Raw genomic sequence first — 19,216 nt, 5'->3', positions numbered from 1 at the left:
TTTATTTGCGTGAGCAAAAATATGACGTGCTTATCATAGCCAAATTGAGGTGTGCTTTCGAGGTAAACCACAAGCCGAAGTAGTAAGTTAATCGCAAAGCAGGTCTACTTGGTTGTTAAAAATAATGTTACCTTTTAAAAAGGAAAAATAACAAGGAAAGTAAATATGAAAATACCTCTCTATACTTATTTCAAAAATAGAACATTAGACTTCTTGCGCATTATCAACGATAAGACTTATTTCGGTTCATTGGTTTGTGCGTTTTTGCTTGTTGGATGTGGCGGTAGCTCAAATGATAACGACAGTGTAGTAAGGCCAGATTCAGTACTAGGCGTATGGTTTGGGCAAACTTCAACAGTTGAAGATGGGCAAGAAGAGATTGTTATTGCGGTCTCCTCTGAGGGTAAGACTATTGTATTTTCACAGGCCTCGCGAGACACGCTTATTGCTCACGGCGACATAAGCGAAGATACCTTTACTTCTGATGATACCATGCTGTATCCAGGAGAAGGCATGACTAAGCATGGCACAATGCAGCTCACAGCGAATGGTGACAGTTTAGAAGGCTCAGCGACAGTATCGGATCTTACCCTGGATTTCTCTGCCTACAAGGTGGGCGCTACCGAGGATGTTTCACTTATCGATATTGCTGGCAATTATTCAAGTTCTTGGTCTGCTGGCGCTTATACTCGTTCGTTTGCTATCGATAACGAAGGTATGATCAGCGGTTCAGATACTAATGGTTGCGTATACTCAGGCTCTGTAGAGCCAATTAGCGGGATCAGGTCACTTTTCGATATTACGATTAAGGCGGAGACCTGCTTTGAAGATTTCGAATATGAAGGGCTTCTCGCTTATGGTGTATTTCCCTTTGAATATCAAAACTCAATTGTTGAGGGAAATGGTATTGTCATAGCAACAGAGGCTTCATCAAGAGCTTATGCTTTTCGCCAATTTAGCCCTCAAGATTAGCGTTATCTGATACATGAACAAGGAGTCTATAGACTCCTTGGTTGAACCTTAGAGGCTTGCCTTAAGTTCTATTTACGCTTTTTCTTAAGCGCCAATTTTTGCTTTTTCTCTTGTTCTTTCAGCACTTCGTTGATAAAACTCTTTCTGCCGAATTCACGGGTAATAGTACACTTATTTAAATCAAAACCGCGGGCAGGGCAGTATTCTCTGCCGTACAAGATAATCTGCAGATGGAGGTCGTTCCATCTTTCTTTAGGGAACAGGCGTTTTGCATCGCGCTCTGTTTGCTCTACGCTTTTTCCGTTCGATAACCCCCAGCGGTACATTAAGCGGTGAATATGAGTATCTACCGGGAACGCAGGAATACCAAAGCCTTGAGACATAACCACCGCGGCTGTTTTGTGGCCTACAGCAGGCATGGCCTCCAGCGCTTCAAAGTTTGCTGGAACTTCACCATTGTGTTGTTTGATGATCATATCGGACAAATGCCAAATGCCTTTTGACTTCATAGGCGATAATCCACAAGGGCGGATAATATCTTGTATTTCTTCAATACTCATTAACACCATGTCGTAGGGGTTATCTGCGCGAGCGAACAGCTTTGGCGTAATCTGATTAACGCGCTCGTCAGTACATTGTGCCGATAATAGAACCGCAATGAGTAACGTATATGGGTCTTTATGATCTAAAAAAATAGGAATTTCTGGATAAAGGTCATCCAAAATTCTCATTATTTCTTTTACTTTTTCCTGCTTAGAAAGCGGCTTTGCCGGCTTAACTACATCATTCATTTCTATATACTTTTTTAATATGGTCGCTAAACAAGGTGTAAATTTTTTAAGTGGAAACGTTTGCGCCATTTGCTGAAGTTTTCACTTACTCCGTCAAGCCATGCTAACAAATATAGTATGATTTAACTCTCTGCAGTGACGCGCACGCGCTCAGCTTTCACCGCAGGCGATGTTTGCTTAGCTGCTAACTTGGCATCTACGCTGTTTTTAATAGCAATAAGAAGTCCCATTCCTAAAAACGCACCCGGCGGTAATATGGCAAGTAAGAATGGGTTTTCTGTGTTGAACAGTGTAATAGTCCAGTTCGCAGCAATGGGTCCGAATAGCCTATCTGCACCCGCTAATAACGTACCCGCACCCAATATTTCTCGCATGCCGCCTAGTACAACTAATACAGCAGTAAAACCTAAGCCCATCATAAGCCCATCGTATGCGGACGCAAGGGGCCCGTTTTTCGACGCAAAGGCCTCAGCGCGACCTATAATGGCGCAGTTAGTTACAATCAGTGGAATGAAAATACCTAACGCTAAATAAAGGTCGTAGGTGTAGGCATTCATTAGAAGCTGAACAATGGTAACAAATGCTGCAATAATCATAACGAAAACAGGAATACGAACTTCGTTTCTCACCACATTTCGAACGAGTGAAACGGTAACGTTACTGCCAATTAGCACCAACATGGTAGCGAGACCTAGCCCTAAACCATTAATGAAGGTAGCAGTAACAGCTAGTAAGGGACACAATCCTAACAGCTGCACTAACGCTGGGTTGTTCTTCCAAAGCCCTTGCAAAGACAGATCGTGAAAGTCAGTCATGTTATAACTCCTCTACACTATGAGGTTGCGTTTCATCCACGTTAACGGCATCTATTGTTTCAACCGAATCTGTTGTTGCACAGGTGTTAGGGGCGGTGAATAGCGCATTTTGGTTAGCCTGAGCGTAAAGTAAAGCCTCACGTACGGCTGTGACTACCGCTCTTGGCGTTATAGTAGCACCTGTGAATTGGTCAAATTCGCCACCATCTTTTTTGACCTGCCATGGAGCTAAATTATCTGGTGAGAAAGACTTGCCGCTGAAGGTTGTGATCCAATTGCTTACTGCAAGCTCTATTTTATCACCAAGCCCAGGGGTTTCTTTATGTTCGATTACGCGTACGCCAAGCACTCTCATATTGGTCGCTTTTATTTCAGGCGTATTCATTTCGGGAGAACTTGCGTCGAGCTTTGCCATATCGGTAAGCGGTAGTGCAGAGGTATTGAGGTTTTCACCCTCACCGCTACGGGCGTCGTTTTGCATACTCTGTTGTTTATGGTTGCCAGTATGTAGCTCTACTTTTACACCGACAACAATATCTATATCACCGCTATAACCATCTGGAGCGGTGGCTTCCAGCACGAGCGCGCTAGGTTCGCCGTTTAGCGTGGCACGGTATACCTTATGGGCTTTTTTTATGCCCAGTTCGGGGGCTTCGACTTCTGTGCAGTTGGCGTAAAGGGCATTGTCGTGGAATTCACTGGGCACAACTTCATTAAGTACGCTTAGAAGCTTTTGCTGCTTTTGTTGCTCAATTTTGTCTTGAGTGCCGAAAAAGGTTAACGCTATCAACGCTGTGGTAACAACAGCAAACGCGCCTAACATAAGGCCGTTTTTGGCCAAGCTTTCTTTCATCATTACTGCTTACCTCGGCCTTTGCCCACATTTTTACCGTAAACACGGGGGCGGGTGTAATAGTCAATAAGCGGTACCGCCATATTCATAATGATCACCGCAAACGCTACCGCATCGGGGTAACCACCAAACGTGCGTATTATAATTACCCAAAAACCAATCGCAGCCCCAAATATAATTCGGCCTTTTGGGGTCGTTGACGCTGAAACCGGATCGGTTGCGATAAAGAAAGCGCCTACCATTACTGCCCCATTGAATAGGTGGAATAGTGGTGAAGCATAATAATCGGCGTTAACTAAATGAAGCAGTGATGCACAAACTAATACGCTTAGCAGCATGCCACCTGGGATGTGCCAGCTAATAACACGGGTTTTCCATAGGTAAAGACCGCCAAGTAAATAGGCTAGGCTCACCATCCCCCATCCTGCACCAGCAGCGTCGAATATACCGCCATCGAAAATCGGTTTAGCTAAAGACTCTGAATAAGTAACACCTTGCGTTAAGTCAGTTTTTAACGTGTCTAGCGGTGTAGCCATGGTTACACCATCGGCAATAGTTTTAAGCTGAGTAACATCGTAGCCGCTGGTAGTAAAGCCTGTAAATATCAATGATAGCGAGTCAAAGAAGCTTGGCGTAACACCAGCATGGGTTGTAGGAGGGAGCCATAGGCTCATGGCTGCCGGGAATGAAATAAGTAAAACCACGTAGGCTATCATAGCGGGGTTAAAAATATTGAAGCCAAGTCCGCCATAGACTTGTTTAGCAACCGCGATCGCAAAAAATACTCCAATGACCGTCATCCACCACGGCAGAGTAGGTGGAATACTAATAGCGATTAATAAGCCTGTTAAAACCGCGCTGTAATCAGTAAGCGTGCGTTCGATAGGGCGCTTTCTTAAAAATAAAATAATCCCTTCAATAACCAGTGCACTTACTACCGCAATAACCGCTTGAATAAGCATGCCCCAACCAAAAAAAATAGATTGGGCTATCATGCCTGGGATCATGGCGTAAACGACCATGCGCATGACCTGTCCGGTATCGCGTTTAACCCGTTGGTGTGGTGAACTCGATAAACTTAACTTCATTCTGATTCTTTCTCTTGTTCAGCCGCCGCTTTTTTCGCTTTTGCTTTTGCAATGGCTGCTGCTATACGCGCTTTCTTTTCATCTTGGGCAGTGGGTTGAGAAGTTGCTTGCACGCTTGTTACTTGTTCTGCTTCATTAGGCGATTCGCTCTGCTCATATTCCTTGTGGCTTTCTTGTTCAGCAGTATCTTGTGAGGCTACTAAATCGTCATTACCTCTTTGAGCAAGTTTCTTTGCTTTGGCCTTTGCAACGGCGGCAGCTATGCGCGCTTTTTTCTCGTCAGCTTCACTTGTAGATGGGGCGTCGTTAGTATTCTCATTGGGCGTGTTGGATACATCCTGCGCTTTTTGCGTTGGAGCAGCCTCTATGCTGAGGTCACTATTGTTAGCATCTACTTGCTCGCCTTTTATATTATCTTCTAAATTACCTTCCTGTTTAGCCGCTTTTTTGGCTTTTGCTTTCGCCACGGCGGCAGCAATGCGGGCTTTTTTCTGTTCCGCTTCGCTCAAGTTGCTAGATGAATCTAGAGCCTTGTTATTCTGAGCACTATTATCTTGGCCATTGGTGCTTTGAGGATTTGCGTCTTTTGGCAAGTTAACGTCTTGGCTATCTGTGTCAGCTTCACCAACAGGGCTAGATGCTTCTACTTTTTGCGACATTGCCTTTTTGGCTTTAGCTTTAGCAACGGCAGCAGCTATCCTAGCCTGCTTTTCATCTTTAGCATCCATTTCACCTAGGTGTTCTTTAGACTGATTGTCTTGTTGCTCGCCTAGTTTACTGGGCGTAGTCTGCTCAGATTGCCCGCTTGCGTTATTTTTAGCGGCTTTTTGCGCTTTTGCTTTAGCAACTGCCGCTGCAATTCGCGCTTTTTTCTGTTCCTCAACTGATAGGTCTGAGTTAGTTTCAGTCTTTGAAGGTTCAGTATTTGAGGGCTCAGTATTTAAAATTCCAGCAATTTTTTCGTCTTGAGAACCCGCTTGGTTTTCTGTTGACGCATCTGAATGCTGGCCACCTTGAGCTGCTTTTTTCGCTTTCGCTCTGGCGATAGCTGCGGCTACTTTGGCCTTTTTATCATCTACTGGTGATGATGCCAGAGCTGCAGGCTCAGTGGCGTTCCTGGCTTCATCTGAACCTTGAGTTTGGGCTGCTTTTTTGGCTTTTGCTCTGGCAATGGCAGCGGCTACTTGGGCTTTTTTATCCTCTGCCACTGAGTTTGATTCGTCAGCGTTTACTGGTGTACTTTCGTCCTTAGCCTTGGCTTGCATTGCCGCTTTTTTCGCTTTCGCGCGAGCTAATGCCGCCGCTACTTTATCTTTCGCCTCACTTGCACCAGCATCAACCGCGCTATTTACATTATCCACCGCTGCAGCATTTTGTTCTTTGGCTTTATTTGCGGCTAAACGCGCCTCTTTTGCTTTTCTATGCTTAGCTTCACGCTCAAGTTTTTCTCGCTCTAAGCGCTCTTTACGTGCTTCAAATCGCTGCTTTGCCTTTTCTGCCTTATTCTTTTCATCGCGCTGGATGCGTATTTCAGATTTAGCTTGGCGATAATAATGCACCAGAGGGATCTCGCTGGGGCAGACGTATGCGCACGCGCCGCATTCTATACAGTCGAAAAGGTCGTATTCTTCGGCTTTTTCGTATTCTTTTGCTTTGGCGTGCCAAAAGATTTGTTGGGGAAGCAGTGAAGCAGGGCAAGCATCGGCGCACGCGCTACAGCGAATGCATGGGCGCTCTGCATTATCATCTACGAGCTCTTTTTTGGCCGGAACCAGTAAACAGTTTGTGGTTTTAACTACAGGTATAGTAGCGTCTGACAATGTAAAGCCCATCATAGGCCCACCCATAATCACTTTGGGCGCTCTCTGTTTTTTCGGATTGTAGTTTGATTCATCTAATAGATGAGAGACGGGCGTACCCAACAGTGCTCTGAAGTTACTAGGGGATTTAACTGCTTCACCAGTTACAGTAACAATACGCTCTATAAGCGGCTTACCATGCAAAATAGCGTCTGCAATGGCATAGCAGGTGCCCACGTTAAACATCATCACGCCTACATCGGCGGGCAAACCATTTCTTGGTACTTCTCGGCCAGTCAGTACCTGAATAAGCTGTTTTTCACCGCCAGCAGGGTATTTAGTTTCAACGCTAACAACGCGATAGTCTTTCTTATCCTGACAGGCAATATTAAGTGCCTCAAACGCTTCGGGCTTGTTGTCTTCAACCGCGACTACAATTGCTTTAGGTCCAATAAGGTGAGTCAGAATGTCTAAACCTTGGCGTATTTGCCAGGCATGTTCGCGCATCAGGCGATCATCAGATGTGATATAAGGTTCGCATTCAATGCCGTTTAGAATGAGGAACTCAACGGGTTTGGATGTTGAGGTTTTAATGTGGGTAGGGAAGCCTGCGCCCCCCATTCCTGAGATACCTGCTTGGCAAATGGCTTCGATTAGCTTGTTTTTATCTATATCGCCATAGTTAGCAATTGGAGATAGGTCGCACCATGTGTCTTTACCATCCGGGCGTATCGTAATACACATTTCTGTCAAGCCACTAGGATGCGCGACAACATGCGGCGCTATTGCGACGACTTCTCCAGACGTGGGCGCGTGTACAGGTACCGAAAAAGGGGAGGAACTTTGCGAAAGAACTTGCCCTTTTAACACGGTATCGCCAACTTCTACGCAGCATATACCGTCTGAACCGATATGCTGTCGCAGTGGGACTATTAATAACTCAGGCAACGACGGTTTTTTAATTGCCGACGTATTAGAAAGTGATTTTTTGTCGTCAGGATGTACACCACCTGGAAATGAGTACATCTTCCCCGTTTCAAGGGTTTCTATAATTGAATCAAAGCTTGGATACATCACAATTACGATACCATTTTGATAGGGATATCACCTTTAGGTGATGATTCGAAATCCCACTTCCAAGTGGAAGTAGTTTGAACGATTGGCACCATGTCAATGCAGTCGACGGGGCAAGGGTCTACACATAAGTCACATCCTGTACATTCATCAGTAATAACTGTGTGCATATGTTTTGCGGCACCCAATATGGCATCGACAGGGCAGGCTTGAATACACTTAGTACAGCCGATGCATTCATCTTCTCGAATAAAAGCAACTTTCTTAACGTCTTCTTCGCCGTGTGCTGCATCAAGTGGTTTGGGTTCAACCCCCATCAAGTCTGCGAGTTTTTTGATTGTTGCCTCGCCACCAGGTGGGCACTTATTTATGTCATCGCCATCTGCAATAGCTTCAGCATAAGGCTTACAACCTGGATAACCACATTGCCCGCATTGGGTTTGGGGTAACACAGCATCGATTTGCTCAACTAGTGGGTCGCCCTCTACTTTAAAGCGAATGCTCGCATAGCCCAAGACTAGGCCAAAAATAAGGGCAAGGACACCAATTGCAATAACAGCAAGTATGATAGCAGTAGACATTGACATCACACCTTCACCAATCCACTAAATCCCATAAATGCGAGGGACATGAGGCCTGCAGTAATCATGGCGATAGACGCGCCTTTAAAAGAAACGGGTACATCAGCTGCAGCTAGGCGCTCTCGCATGGCTGCGAATAACACTAACACCAGGGAGAAACCTACCGCAGCCCCGAATCCATAGATAAGACTCTGCATGAAATTATGTTGCTCGGTAAGATTCAATAAAGCGACACCAAGAACTGCACAGTTGGTTGTGATAAGAGGAAGGAATATACCTAATAATCTATATAAGGTAGGACTTGTTTTATGCACGACCATTTCTGTGAACTGCACAACTACTGCAATAACAAGAATAAATGCCAGCGTTCTGAGGTAGCCAATACCTAAGGGGGCAAGTAAATAGGTTTCAACTAAGTAACTTGAAGCGGAGGCAAGGGTAAGTACAAATGTTGTGGCCATAGACATACCCATAGCGGTTTCTAGTTTTCCAGATACACCCATAAACGGGCATAAACCGAGAAACTTAACCAACACGAAGTTGTTAACCAGTACTGTACCAATCAATAGCAGTAAAAATTCAGTCATGAATAACGCAATTCCTTCGAGGAATCTTGACGGACAATGCCCGCGAATTAAAAAGAAAAACAGATTAGGTCTATTATCCCTTTTTAGAACGGGTTTAACAACTTGATTGAATTAGGGTTATTTAATGTCTAAACGCGTTGTTTTAGGAATTAAAATAGAATGAAGTGGGTGAGACGATTTAGAAGCCAACTAAGTGGCTCCCCCTCCCCGACTCGAACGGGGGACCTGCGGATTAACAGTCCGTCGCTCTAACCAACTGAGCTAAGGGGGAATCGACACCTAAGTTGTTTGCTGAAGTTGGCTCCCCCTCCCCGACTCGAACGGGGGACCTGCGGATTAACAGTCCGTCGCTCTAACCAACTGAGCTAAGGGGGACCTGTGCTTCAACGGAGGCGAATATTAAAGACGTACTTAGGAACTGTCAACAACATAAATGAAATATTTGTACTGACTGCGCAAAAAATAGCTTTTTGCGGCTTTAATGCTCATTTTGTCGTCAATGTAATGAAAGTAATGGTTAATAACTGCTCATTATTACTTCTTAGCGTGTAAACGAGTGTGCTTTTAATTTCTGAAGAAATGGTTTTTCCCGTTTTCTCGTATATCTCGGTAAAGTTAAGCGCTATAACTAAAAAGAATAAAAAATTGCTTCCATACTGTTATTATGTACAGGCTTTAATAAATCTGTAACCTGTACCTGAGGATTAAAAGGTTAGTCACCACTTACGTGATGAGAATTTAATCGAGCACGAAATCCCGTCGAATATGGTCTAGCGCTAGTTATCCACTAAATCTGTGGATAACTATGTTGATAGCTTATATTCGTCTAATGTTTTTATGAGATCAGGTATAACTTGATCCGTTTGAATAGTACAGCTTATGTTGTAATAATCTATAAAATACATAGGGTTAGGTCTTTTTTGGCGATCGCGATTCTCGATCTAAATAGATCGGTTGAACAAAAAGTAGCTTGTGTGTTAATTCAACGAATGACTAAATGCTATCCAAATAAATCCGTGCTATTTCTCGGTAGCTTACAAGTTGTTAACATTTTTGTTGGTCTTTCAACCGTTAAGCTATGAAAGTCTGATGCGAACGAACTTTAGTAGGGACAATATTAAAAGTGAAATGAATTAGAAATCAAACTGTCATAGATTTACAGAGGCATTGAATGCGCAAAATTACCTATAAGTACTGCTTTTACCGAATAGCGTACGAATTCGTAAAGCGTATGTACTTTTGCCAAAAACACAGTGTTTCTTCTCTCCCTCTTGTGCTTTGCTGTGTTTATCGAAACAGCGTGGCTAAATAGCGTTCACTCTTTTACACTAACGCGCAGTTAATAAGGGGATTTTAGTTAGCCGGAGCTCGAGTGATAAAAAGTAACGCTAAACAACGTACTTCCGACTTATTGGGAGCAGATATAGGTATTACGTTAAAGCGTATGACTATCCCTATGATATTGGGGATGGTAATGATGATGAGCTTTGGGCTTATCGATACCTTTTTCGTGAGCTTGTTGGGTACAGACCCTTTAGCCGCTATCAGTTTTACCTTTCCAGTGACCTTTACAGTAATAAGTCTGAACATTGGTTTAGGTATAGGAACATCTGCAATAATAGGGAAGTTGCAGGGTAGTAAGGAAATAACTAAGTCTCGACACTATGCTACAGGCTCGCTAATGCTGTCTGTTTTACTGGTAGGGACATTGGCAATAATTGGCTTTTTTACCATAGAGCCTGTGTTTAAATTGCTTAATGCGACAGACAACTTAATGCCATACATATCTGATTATATGGGGTTGTGGTATTTGTCGAGCATCTTTTTAGCTATGCCGATGGTGGGCAATAGTGTGCTGCGTGCGTGTGGCGATACCCGAACACCCAGTATAGTTATGGCGGCGGGCGGTGGATTAAACGCATTGCTTGACCCCATCTTCATTTTCGGACTTGGTCCCATTCCGGCGATGGGAATAAAAGGGGCGGCGCTGGCTACTTTTATTGCATGGATAGTCGGTGCACTATGGATACTTTATATTTTAGCCGTCCGGCGAAAGTTGATGTTGCCTCGACTACTAACACTAGCCGAACTGCGTGATAGCAGCCGTGACATTCTGAAAATAGGGCTGCCTGCGGCAGGTGCAAATATGCTAACCCCTGTTGCTGGTGGTGTAATGACAGCTGTAGTTGCTGGTTACGGCGCCGAAGCGGTTGCAGCTTGGGGGGTAGGTAATAGAATGGAGTCTATTGCCAGTATTGTTGTGCTGGCGCTTTCTATGACGCTGCCCCCATTTATCAGCCAAAACGTAGGAGCAGGGCAGGTAGAGCGGGTAAAAAAAGCATATTCGCTTACTTTGAAGTTTGTTCTAGTTTGGCAGTTCGGCATTTTTCTGGTTATGTGGGCAATGTCTAGTTGGATAGCCGTTGCTTTTGCTCATGAAGCAGAGGTAAGCGTATTAATACAGCTGTTTTTGATGATTGTGCCACTGGGTTACGGCATGCAAGGCATTATCATTCTGACTAATTCATCGTTGAACGCAATGCACCGCCCCATGACGGCGTTAGTATTAAGTGTCATCCGCTTATTTATTTTCTTCGTACCAATAAGCGTTGCCGGTAGTTTTTTCTTCGATCTGAAAGGGTTATTTGCCGGTACCGTCATCGCAAATATTGCAATGGCGTGTGTTTCACTTGTTGTTTTCAAGCGGGCGCTAGCTCAGTTGGAAACAGACACGGTAGATGCTCAGCGCGGCTAGCACTAATCTCGTTTCGCTATATTTTTAAGAAAATATGCCCGCAAAAAATATTAAGCAGTAAGCTAAAGGAAAGGTTAAATAAATGAGTAGAGGGTTTGAGCTTCATTCTAAATACAAGCCAGCGGGCGATCAGCCTAAGGCCATTGAAGCTTTGGTAGATGGCTTGGAAAGTGGTTTGGCCGGCCAGACACTGCTGGGTGTTACGGGGTCAGGTAAAACCTTTACTATGGCTAACGTCATTAAAGAAGTGCAGCGACCCACGCTTATACTGGCACACAATAAAACACTTGCGGCTCAGCTATACGGGGAAATGAAAGAGTTCTTCCCCAATAACGCCGTAGAGTACTTTGTTTCATATTACGACTATTATCAGCCAGAAGCTTACGTTCCCAGTACCGATACCTTCATTGAAAAAGATGCCTCGATTAATGATCACATCGAGCAAATGCGCTTATCTGCCACTAAAGCTTTGATGGAGCGCAGAGACGTTGTCATTGTTGCGAGTGTGTCAGCAATCTATGGCTTGGGCGATCCTGAATCCTATATGAAAATGCTGTTGCATCTTCGACAGGGCGATACCATGGATCAGCGTGATATTCTACGTCGCCTTGCTGAACTGCAGTATAAGCGTAACGATTTGGCCTTTGAACGGGGTACATTTCGCGTGCGTGGCGATGTCATTGATATTTTCCCCGCCGACTCTGAAAAGCAAGCCGTAAGGGTTGAGCTGTTTGACGATGAAATAGATAAAATTAGTTTATTTGACCCGTTAACGGGCGCGGTGGATAAGTCAGTTATTCGCGCGACGGTTTTCCCAAAAACACACTATGTAACACCGCGAGAGAAAATCTTAAATGCTATTGAGCATATTAAGGTCGAATTGGGCGATCGCAAAAAGCAGCTTCAAGAAGCGAACAAGCTAATTGAAGAACAACGTATTTCACAGCGTACCCAGTTCGATATCGAAATGATGATGGAGCTAGGCTATTGTTCGGGCATCGAAAACTACTCCCGCTATCTGTCAGGACGTGCACCGGGCGAGCCACCTCCGACCTTATTAGATTATTTCCCAGCAGATGGGTTGATGTTCATCGACGAATCTCACGTAACTGTTTCCCAAGTGGGAGCCATGTATCGAGGGGATCGCTCTAGAAAAGAAACCCTGGTGGAATTCGGTTTCAGATTGCCATCTGCGTTAGACAATCGCCCGCTTAAGTTCGAAGAATTTGAGCAAATCTGCCCTCAAACCATTTATGTTTCTGCAACGCCGGGCGACTATGAGTTGAAGAAAACTGACGGTGAGATAGTTGAGCAAGTGGTACGCCCAACAGGCCTATTAGACCCGGTTATTGAAGTACGCCCTGTAGCAACTCAGGTCGATGATGTACTCTCTGAAATTCAAGAGCGTGTAGAGCTCGACGAACGTGTGCTCATTACTACGCTAACAAAGCGAATGGCCGAGGACTTAAGCGAATACCTAAACGAGCATGGCGTAAAAGTACGCTATCTACATTCTGATATTGATACTGTTGAGCGTATTGAAATTATTCGCGACTTGCGGTTAGGTAAATTTGACGTATTGGTCGGTATCAACCTTTTACGTGAAGGTTTAGACATGCCTGAAGTCTCGCTCGTTGCTATTTTAGATGCCGATAAAGAAGGCTTTTTGCGGGCCGAACGCTCTCTAATTCAGACTATTGGTAGAGCAGCCCGTCATGTTAATGGTAAAGCTATTTTATATGGTGACAGCATTACTAAGTCCATGAAAAAGGCGATAGACGAAACGGATCGTCGTCGTGAAAGGCAAATAGCACACAACGAAGCTAATGGTATTACGCCAATGCGACTCAACAAGCCTATTACCGATATTATGGATTTAGGCGAAAGTGCGCATCCTGCTTCTGGTAAGGTAAGACTGCGCAAAGTTGAAGAAAAGAAAAAGCAACAGAAGACAGCAAGTGCAACCGAGTTGATGGATCAAATTACTGAACTTGAAAAGCAGATGTTTGAATATGCCCGAGAGCTTGAGTTTGAAAAAGCGGCTTCACTTCGTGACGATATTGAATCACTAAGAAAACAGGTAGTTGCGCTTTCTTAAGCATTTTACACAACCAAGGCCCTCAAAACTTATTGGGGGCGCTCCACTTGCCAGACCTTCCTGATGGACGAGTTTAAAATGTCCATACGCTTTGTTGTGTCATCTTAATGTAGAACCACTATACCTACGGTAACACGCCGCGATTACGGGCATTTTAACTCTCGTTGAGTGGGTAATTATCTATACGGACTGGTATAAAGTCTTTAGCGCACATGTTTCGTATAAATCTGAATAACACATCATTATCTTCTCTTCACCTTCGCTTATGTTCTTTTTACTTATGTAAAAATATTCGCGTAGACAACTATTTACTAAACAGAAAAGTTAGCTTTTTATTATTAAATGAGACGAAAAGCAGCAAAATGTCGTTGTAATAGCACGATTAGTTACATATAGTTCTCGTTAGAGTATCTATAACTATACCTAAAAACAGGTGCTAATATGCTTAATCGTCTTCAGGAGTCAGATATCAAGCTACTGCGTGTGTTTTATGCTGTAGCAAGCTGCAACGGATTTACTGCGGCTGAACCCGTGTTACGTATGCAACGTCCAAATATCAGTGCCGCCATTAAAAAGCTGGAAGAGCGTTTGGATTTGGTGCTATGCCATCGTGGGCGTGGTGGTTTTCAAATGACAAAAGAAGGTGAGGTGGTTTTTCAAGAAACCAAGCGCATCTTCAACGCATTCGATAACTTTGTATTCAACCTCAAATCCCTACACGATGACTACTCTGGTCATATCACGCTAGTGTTAATGGCAGGCCTCCCTCTTTCAATGCACATGGCTGTAAGTAAAGCGGTTAAAAGTACAATGAAAAAGTTTGATGATATCCATGTGAATATCCAAACTCGCTTATATAACGAAGTAGAACATGTAGCGCTTTCGGGTGAGTGTCACCTAGTGGTTTCAACCTATGACATGGTAAAACCCGAATCAGTGACTTTTCACCCTGTGGGAATTGAAACTGAAGGGCGTTTATATTGTGCGCCAACCCATCCGTTGGCAAAGTATCGCGACACTGAACTGCCAGAGAATGTGAAAATTGGTGATTATCCTGCGATTGGTATCGCTGGCCTGTCATCGGCTAATTATATTGAAGATGAGACCAGGCTATCTATTCAAACCTTTTCTGATTCTTTTGACGCCGCAATGTCCGCAATTATGACGGGCGAATATATCGGATTGTTACCTGATTACATGGCAAAAGAGCAGGGGGCGGCGTTAGGGCTTGTGCCTATTGCACAAGGTAGTCTCTTTAACTTTAGTCACGAGTTGTTTGTGATGAACGGCAAGAACACGCGATTAAACCCGGTATTGCGTCACTGCATTAAAGAGTTAAGCTATTTTATTTCTGAAAGTCAGAAATAGATTCATAACCACCGCTAATATAAAAACACCTCTTGTTTTAAAACGTTCATAAATGCGCGTGAAACAAGAGGTGCCTTTTATAAAGACTGTTTATCTGTATAAATAGTGCTTATTCGTACTCTAAAGGGTCGGTAGCGTTATTTTCCTTAAAAGCTTCTAAACGCTCTTCACATGCACCGCATTTCCCGCAGGCTTTTTCTCTGCCGTTATAGCATGTCCATGTTTGCCCATAGTCCAAACCCATTGACAAACCGTCGGTCAAAATAGCTGTTTTGCTGTCGTCGATATAAGGCGTCATAATGGTAACGGGGGTATAGTTTGCAATACCGCATACATCATTCATTTTATACACGAATTCTGGGCGGCAGTCGGGGTAAATGGCGTGATCCCCTGAATGTGCACCATAATAGACTTCATTGGCGTCCAAACTCACAGCATAACCAACCGCCAATGACAGCAATATCATGTTACGGTTAGGCACTACCGTTTGTTTCATGCTTGGTTCTTCATAGTGGCCTTCAGGCACGTCGATATCTGACGTTAGAGCAGAGCCGCCAATAAGAGTGTTAATAGCGCTAATATCAACAATTTTGTGTGGCACATTAAGTGATTGACACACGCCAGCCGCATAGTCGAGTTCTTTTTTATGACGCTGACCGTAGTTAAAGCTTAATGCGTGGACTTTTTTGCCTGCCTTTAGTGCTTTGTGCAGTACCGTGAAAGAGTCCATGCCTCCTGAATAGATAACAACAACATTTTCTGACATAGTTTTTTGAAGATTTAAGAAATTATCCCCGAATTTTATGTGATCCTTGGTAAAATCCCAACATACAATCGTTAAAGGGTGTCAATTTGTCTGTAATGTCCACATTAAACATCAATGAGATGTTTGAAACTATCCAGGGTGAAGGAGCTCACACAGGTATTCCTTCTATCTTTGTTCGCCTGCAGGGCTGTCCTGTAGGCTGCCCATGGTGTGATACCAAACATACATGGGAAATTAAGCCTGATTTAAGTGTTTCGCCACAGGCGGTGATAACCAAAGGTAAAGAGTCAGAAAGCTATTTCATCTCAACCGAAGACGCCTTACTGGCCGAATTTAGTAAACAAGGGTACGTGGCAAAACACGTGGTCATCACAGGTGGTGAGCCTTGCATGTATGATCTACGTCCGTTGACAACCTTGCTACACGATAGTGGTTACACCACACAAATTGAGACCAGCGGCACCTTTGAAGTTATGTGTGACGAGCGCACTTACGTTACCGTTTCACCTAAAATAAATATGAAAGGTGGATACGATGTTTTAGTCAGCGCATTAGAAAGAGCAAACGAAATTAAGCATCCTATTGCTATGCAAAAGCATATTGATGAGCTTGACGCGCTGTTGAGCAATGTATCATCGCTAGAAGGAAAACAGGTTTGTTTACAACCAATTAGCCAGCAGAAGCGAGCGACTGAACTGGCTGTGCGTACTTGTATTGAGCGCAACTGGCGGCTATCTTTACAAACACACAAATACATTGGCATTGAGTAAATGTTTAATACGCATCGGCCTCTTGGAAGAATAAAACGCGACTATGAGTGCTCAACTCACTCTTTAACTCACTCTTTAATTCAACGTGGGCATAAAGAAAATGCACAGCTTAAACTTGCTTAAAAAAGCTGTTACTGCAGCGATTACTTTGTGTCTTTTGGCTATCGTACCAATGGCTGATGCCGCTACGTGGACGATTACCTACCCCAGGCCTATCGACGACTCTGACGCGCGGGCTCAATATCCAATCGCTTTACTTAAACTGGCTCTCGATAAAACAGGTGTTAATTACGAGCTGCGTCCTTCGGATCGCATATTACTGACGAGTAAGGCTATGCGTCAGCTTCGTGAGAATAGGGAAGTGAACGTTGTCTGGAGCATGACAGATAACCAGCGTGAAAAAGAACTGACTCCCATTCGAATACCTATCGCCAAAGGGCTTATTGGCTTTCGGGTCTTCGTTATAAACGAAGATAAGAAGTCGAAGTTTGATAACGTATTGTCGCTAAACGATATGCGTAAACTTGTCCCTATCCAAGGGGAAGAGTGGCCCGATACCAAAATTTTGCAAGCTAACGGGTTCAATGTCTTCACTGTGCCTGAATTTCGTGCTGCGTATGACATGATAAAGCAAGGAAAAGGCGACTTTTTTCCCCGCTCGGTGATGGAGGTGAGCGCAGAACTCGAAGAAGAGGGCCTTGTCACTAACCTCTACCTTGAGCCTTCAATGGCACTTTATTACCCCACAGCAATGTATTACTTCGTTAATGTAAATAATAAAACATTAGAAAATCTCATTCACACTGGGTTAAATAGAGCCATAAAAGACGGGTCATTTGACGACTTGTTTGAATCTACCTATTCGCCTATCTTAGAATCTCTAGACGTTAGTGAGCGCAAAATATTTACTTTGGAAAACCCATTGCTTCCTATTGAAACGCCTCTCACTAATTCTGCACTCTGGTATAAAGTAAAACAGCAATAAAAAACGCAGCCTAAGCTGCGTTTTTTACATGTTGTTTTTTCGCTGCGTCTATTAAGACTCGCCAGCGTGAACGTCTTTCATTGAGCGACCAGAAGGGTCGGCATTGTTCTTAAAGCTCTCGTCCCACTCAAGAGCTTCTGCAGTACTACAGGCGATTGACTTGCCGCCTGGTACGCAGCGCGCAGCACTCTCTTGAGGGAAGTAGCTCTCGAAAATAGTGCGGTAGTAGTAGCCTTCTTTGGTGTCAGGTGTATTTACTGGGAAGCGGAATTCCGCAGTAGCCAGCTGCTGGTCGGTTACTTCGTTTTCAACAAAGTCGCGAATTGAGTCAATCCACGAATAACCCACGCCGTCACCAAACTGTTCTTTTTGACGCCATAATACTTCTGCTGGAAGGGTTTCGCCGTTATCAAACGCTTTACGAAGGATCCATTTTTCCATTTTGCCATCAAGACACATCTTGTCTTGTGGGTTAAGGCGCATGGCTACGTCAATAAAGTTCTTATCTAAGAAAGGAACACGTGCTTCAACACCCCATGCTGACGTTGCTTTGTTGGCACGAGCACAGTCAAACATATGAAGACGATCGAGCTTACGTACCGTTTCTTCGTGGAACTCTTTGGCATTTGGTGCCTTATGGAAATACAGATAGCCACCAAAGATTTCATCAGAGCCTTCACCCGATAGCACCATTTTAATGCCCATCGCTTTAATTTTACGGGTCATAAGGTACATAGGAGTCGCGGCGCGGATGGTGGTTGTGTCGTAGGTTTCTAAATGGAAGATAACATCACGAATGGCATCTAAACCTTCTTGAATAGTGAAGTGAATTTCATGGTGAACGGTACCAATCATATCCGCTACTTTCTTCGCTGCTTTAAGGTCAGGAGCACCTTCAAGACCTACAGCAAAACTGTGTAGGCGTGGCCACCACGCGTCAGTCTTGTCTTCATCTTCAACACGTTTGGCTACGTACTGCGCAGCTACAGCAGAAACCAGTGATGAGTCTAGACCTCCAGATAACAATACTGCGTAAGGCACGTCAGACATCATGTGTGACTTCACTGCTTTTTCAAACGCTACGCGAAGTTCGTCTAAATCGCTTGTGTTGTCTTTTACGTTGTCGTATTCCATCCAATCGCGTTTGTAATACTTAGTGATTTTTCCTTCTTTGCTCCACAGGTAGTGACCTGGAGGAAATTCACTAATTGTCTTACATACACCCGCTAGTGCTTTCATTTCTGACGAAACATAAAAGTTACCGTGTTCGTCATAACCCGTATAAAGCGGAATAATGCCAATATGGTCACGGGCAATCAGGTAAGCGTCTTGTTCTTCATCGTAAAGAATAAACGCGAACATACCTTCTAAATCATCAATAAAGTCGATGCCTTTTTGCTGAAAAAGCGGAAGGATAACTTCACAATCTGAACGGGTTTTAAATGGATACGGCTCATCTAAGTCAGCGGCTAGCTGCTTGTGGTTATAAATCTCGCCGTTAACAGCAAGAATTTGCTTATCGTTTTGGCTGATAAGAGGCTGAGCCCCTGTATCTACGTCGACAATCGCCAGTCTTTCGTGACAAAGAATGGTATTGTCATTATTCCAGATACCCGACCAGTCAGGGCCACGGTGGCGCAATAGTTTTGATAAATCGAGGGCTTGGGTTCTGAGTTCAGACACATCGGTTTTGATATCAAGGATACCGAAAATACCACACATATAACGGATTCTCTCTGTTCACTTGTTGAAAAAAAATAATAGAAGCTTTTTTCTGTCGGTACTCGCGTACGAGTGGGCGAAGGATTGTTTTTATTCTTTTTTCGCGTGCCTTGAATGTGCCAGTCTGACAGGAAATTGCAAGTACATTATGATGAGAAAATGGAAATACTTATTCCTTTTATCTCAAAATAG

The 19,216-nt window shown here is 43.9% G+C and carries 15 protein-coding genes and 2 tRNA genes; 6 read left to right on the top strand and 11 right to left on the bottom strand.

Features of this window, described 5'->3' with window-relative positions; translation table 11 throughout:
* Positions 1-165 precede the first annotated feature (165 nt).
* Complete coding sequence (locus tag D1814_RS02055; protein ID WP_118489869.1) at positions 166-972, top strand: hypothetical protein; 807 nt, start codon at positions 166-168, stop codon at positions 970-972.
* Positions 973-1,040: 68 nt separating this feature from the next.
* On the opposite strand, the gene D1814_RS02050 is transcribed toward D1814_RS02055, so the two are convergent.
* The 9 genes from D1814_RS02050 to D1814_RS02010 form a co-directional block, all read right to left on the bottom strand.
* A complete protein-coding gene (locus D1814_RS02050) occupies positions 1,041-1,763 on the bottom strand; it encodes an endonuclease III domain-containing protein (protein ID WP_118495283.1) in 723 nt (240 codons plus the stop codon).
* A 122-nt stretch (positions 1,764-1,885) separates the two neighbouring features.
* Positions 1,886-2,578 carry an electron transport complex subunit E gene (locus D1814_RS02045; protein WP_118489868.1) on the bottom strand — a complete coding sequence of 231 codons (693 nt, stop codon included), beginning with the start codon at positions 2,576-2,578 and terminating at the stop codon, positions 1,886-1,888.
* A gap of 1 nt (position 2,579) precedes the next feature.
* A complete protein-coding gene (locus tag D1814_RS02040) occupies positions 2,580-3,434 on the bottom strand; it encodes an RnfABCDGE type electron transport complex subunit G (RefSeq protein ID WP_118489867.1) in 855 nt (284 codons plus the stop codon).
* Entirely contained in the window at positions 3,434-4,519 is a 1,086-nt protein-coding gene (rsxD, locus tag D1814_RS02035) for an electron transport complex subunit RsxD (RefSeq protein WP_118489866.1), read from the bottom strand. The genes D1814_RS02040 and rsxD overlap by 1 nt, the downstream gene beginning before the upstream one ends.
* Positions 4,516-7,392, bottom strand: coding sequence for an electron transport complex subunit RsxC (gene rsxC / locus D1814_RS02030; RefSeq protein WP_118489865.1), 2,877 nt, complete (start codon positions 7,390-7,392; stop codon positions 4,516-4,518). The genes rsxD and rsxC overlap by 4 nt, the downstream gene beginning before the upstream one ends.
* A gap of 5 nt (positions 7,393-7,397) precedes the next feature.
* Complete coding sequence (gene rsxB, locus D1814_RS02025; RefSeq protein ID WP_118489864.1) at positions 7,398-7,979, bottom strand: electron transport complex subunit RsxB; 582 nt, start codon at positions 7,977-7,979, stop codon at positions 7,398-7,400.
* Positions 7,979-8,560, bottom strand: a complete 582-nt coding sequence (gene rsxA, locus D1814_RS02020; protein ID WP_014975993.1) for an electron transport complex subunit RsxA — start codon at positions 8,558-8,560, stop codon at positions 7,979-7,981. Before rsxA ends, rsxB begins: the two co-directional genes overlap by 1 nt.
* A gap of 194 nt (positions 8,561-8,754) precedes the next feature.
* Positions 8,755-8,831: transfer RNA gene (locus D1814_RS02015), tRNA-Asn, on the bottom strand.
* A gap of 27 nt (positions 8,832-8,858) precedes the next feature.
* A tRNA-Asn gene (locus tag D1814_RS02010) sits at positions 8,859-8,935 on the bottom strand.
* Between the two features lie 997 nt (positions 8,936-9,932).
* On the opposite strand from D1814_RS02010, the gene D1814_RS02005 reads away from it, so the two are divergent.
* The 3 genes from D1814_RS02005 to D1814_RS01995 all read left to right on the top strand — a co-directional run bounded on the left by D1814_RS02005 (position 9,933) and on the right by D1814_RS01995 (position 14,781).
* Positions 9,933-11,315: an MATE family efflux transporter gene (locus tag D1814_RS02005; protein WP_162889811.1), complete on the top strand. Its 1,383-nt coding sequence runs from the start codon at positions 9,933-9,935 to the stop codon at positions 11,313-11,315.
* A gap of 82 nt (positions 11,316-11,397) precedes the next feature.
* Positions 11,398-13,413 (top strand): excinuclease ABC subunit UvrB, encoded by a 2,016-nt coding sequence (uvrB, locus tag D1814_RS02000; RefSeq protein ID WP_118489863.1) that lies wholly within the window; start codon positions 11,398-11,400, stop codon positions 13,411-13,413.
* Positions 13,414-13,854: 441 nt separating this feature from the next.
* Positions 13,855-14,781: a LysR family transcriptional regulator gene (locus D1814_RS01995; protein ID WP_118489862.1), complete on the top strand. Its 927-nt coding sequence runs from the start codon at positions 13,855-13,857 to the stop codon at positions 14,779-14,781.
* A gap of 109 nt (positions 14,782-14,890) precedes the next feature.
* On the opposite strand, the gene queC is transcribed toward D1814_RS01995, so the two are convergent.
* Entirely contained in the window at positions 14,891-15,547 is a 657-nt protein-coding gene (gene queC / locus D1814_RS01990) for a 7-cyano-7-deazaguanine synthase QueC (protein ID WP_118489861.1), read from the bottom strand.
* Between the two features lie 95 nt (positions 15,548-15,642).
* Between queC and queE the strand changes: the two genes are divergently transcribed.
* A complete protein-coding gene (queE, locus tag D1814_RS01985; RefSeq protein ID WP_118489860.1) occupies positions 15,643-16,317 on the top strand; it encodes a 7-carboxy-7-deazaguanine synthase QueE in 675 nt (224 codons plus the stop codon).
* Between the two features lie 100 nt (positions 16,318-16,417).
* Positions 16,418-17,302, top strand: a complete 885-nt coding sequence (locus D1814_RS01980; RefSeq protein WP_118489859.1) for an amino acid ABC transporter substrate-binding protein — start codon at positions 16,418-16,420, stop codon at positions 17,300-17,302.
* A gap of 51 nt (positions 17,303-17,353) precedes the next feature.
* Here D1814_RS01980 and asnB read toward each other — a convergent pair whose 3' ends face one another.
* Entirely contained in the window at positions 17,354-19,024 is a 1,671-nt protein-coding gene (asnB, locus tag D1814_RS01975) for an asparagine synthase B (protein WP_118489858.1), read from the bottom strand.
* Positions 19,025-19,216 lie beyond the last annotated feature (192 nt).

Origin of the sequence: Alteromonas sp. BL110 (assembly GCF_003443615.1) — a bacterium.
GTDB lineage: Bacteria > Pseudomonadota > Gammaproteobacteria > Enterobacterales > Alteromonadaceae > Alteromonas.
Note: the sequence above shows the minus strand (reverse complement) of the source record. Positions and strands in the feature narration are given on the sequence as shown.

Bases quoted from the DNA above. Each gene is read 5' to 3' on its own strand.
- rsxC (WP_118489865.1), bottom strand. From the start codon at position 7,392: ATGTATCCAAGCTTTGATTCAATTATAGAAACCCTTGAAACGGGGAAG.
- D1814_RS01995 (WP_118489862.1), top strand. From the start codon at position 13,855: ATGCTTAATCGTCTTCAGGAGTCAGATATCAAGCTACTGCGTGTGTTT.
- D1814_RS02055 (WP_118489869.1), top strand. From the start codon at position 166: ATGAAAATACCTCTCTATACTTATTTCAAAAATAGAACATTAGACTTC.
- rsxD (WP_118489866.1), bottom strand. From the start codon at position 4,519: ATGAAGTTAAGTTTATCGAGTTCACCACACCAACGGGTTAAACGCGAT.
- D1814_RS02045 (WP_118489868.1), bottom strand. From the start codon at position 2,578: ATGACTGACTTTCACGATCTGTCTTTGCAAGGGCTTTGGAAGAACAAC.
- queE (WP_118489860.1), top strand. From the start codon at position 15,643: ATGTCCACATTAAACATCAATGAGATGTTTGAAACTATCCAGGGTGAA.
- D1814_RS01980 (WP_118489859.1), top strand. From the start codon at position 16,418: ATGCACAGCTTAAACTTGCTTAAAAAAGCTGTTACTGCAGCGATTACT.
- D1814_RS02050 (WP_118495283.1), bottom strand. From the start codon at position 1,763: ATGAATGATGTAGTTAAGCCGGCAAAGCCGCTTTCTAAGCAGGAAAAA.
- asnB (WP_118489858.1), bottom strand. From the start codon at position 19,024: ATGTGTGGTATTTTCGGTATCCTTGATATCAAAACCGATGTGTCTGAA.
- D1814_RS02040 (WP_118489867.1), bottom strand. From the start codon at position 3,434: ATGATGAAAGAAAGCTTGGCCAAAAACGGCCTTATGTTAGGCGCGTTT.
- queC (WP_118489861.1), bottom strand. From the start codon at position 15,547: ATGTCAGAAAATGTTGTTGTTATCTATTCAGGAGGCATGGACTCTTTC.
- uvrB (WP_118489863.1), top strand. From the start codon at position 11,398: ATGAGTAGAGGGTTTGAGCTTCATTCTAAATACAAGCCAGCGGGCGAT.
- rsxA (WP_014975993.1), bottom strand. From the start codon at position 8,560: ATGACTGAATTTTTACTGCTATTGATTGGTACAGTACTGGTTAACAAC.
- rsxB (WP_118489864.1), bottom strand. From the start codon at position 7,979: ATGTCAATGTCTACTGCTATCATACTTGCTGTTATTGCAATTGGTGTC.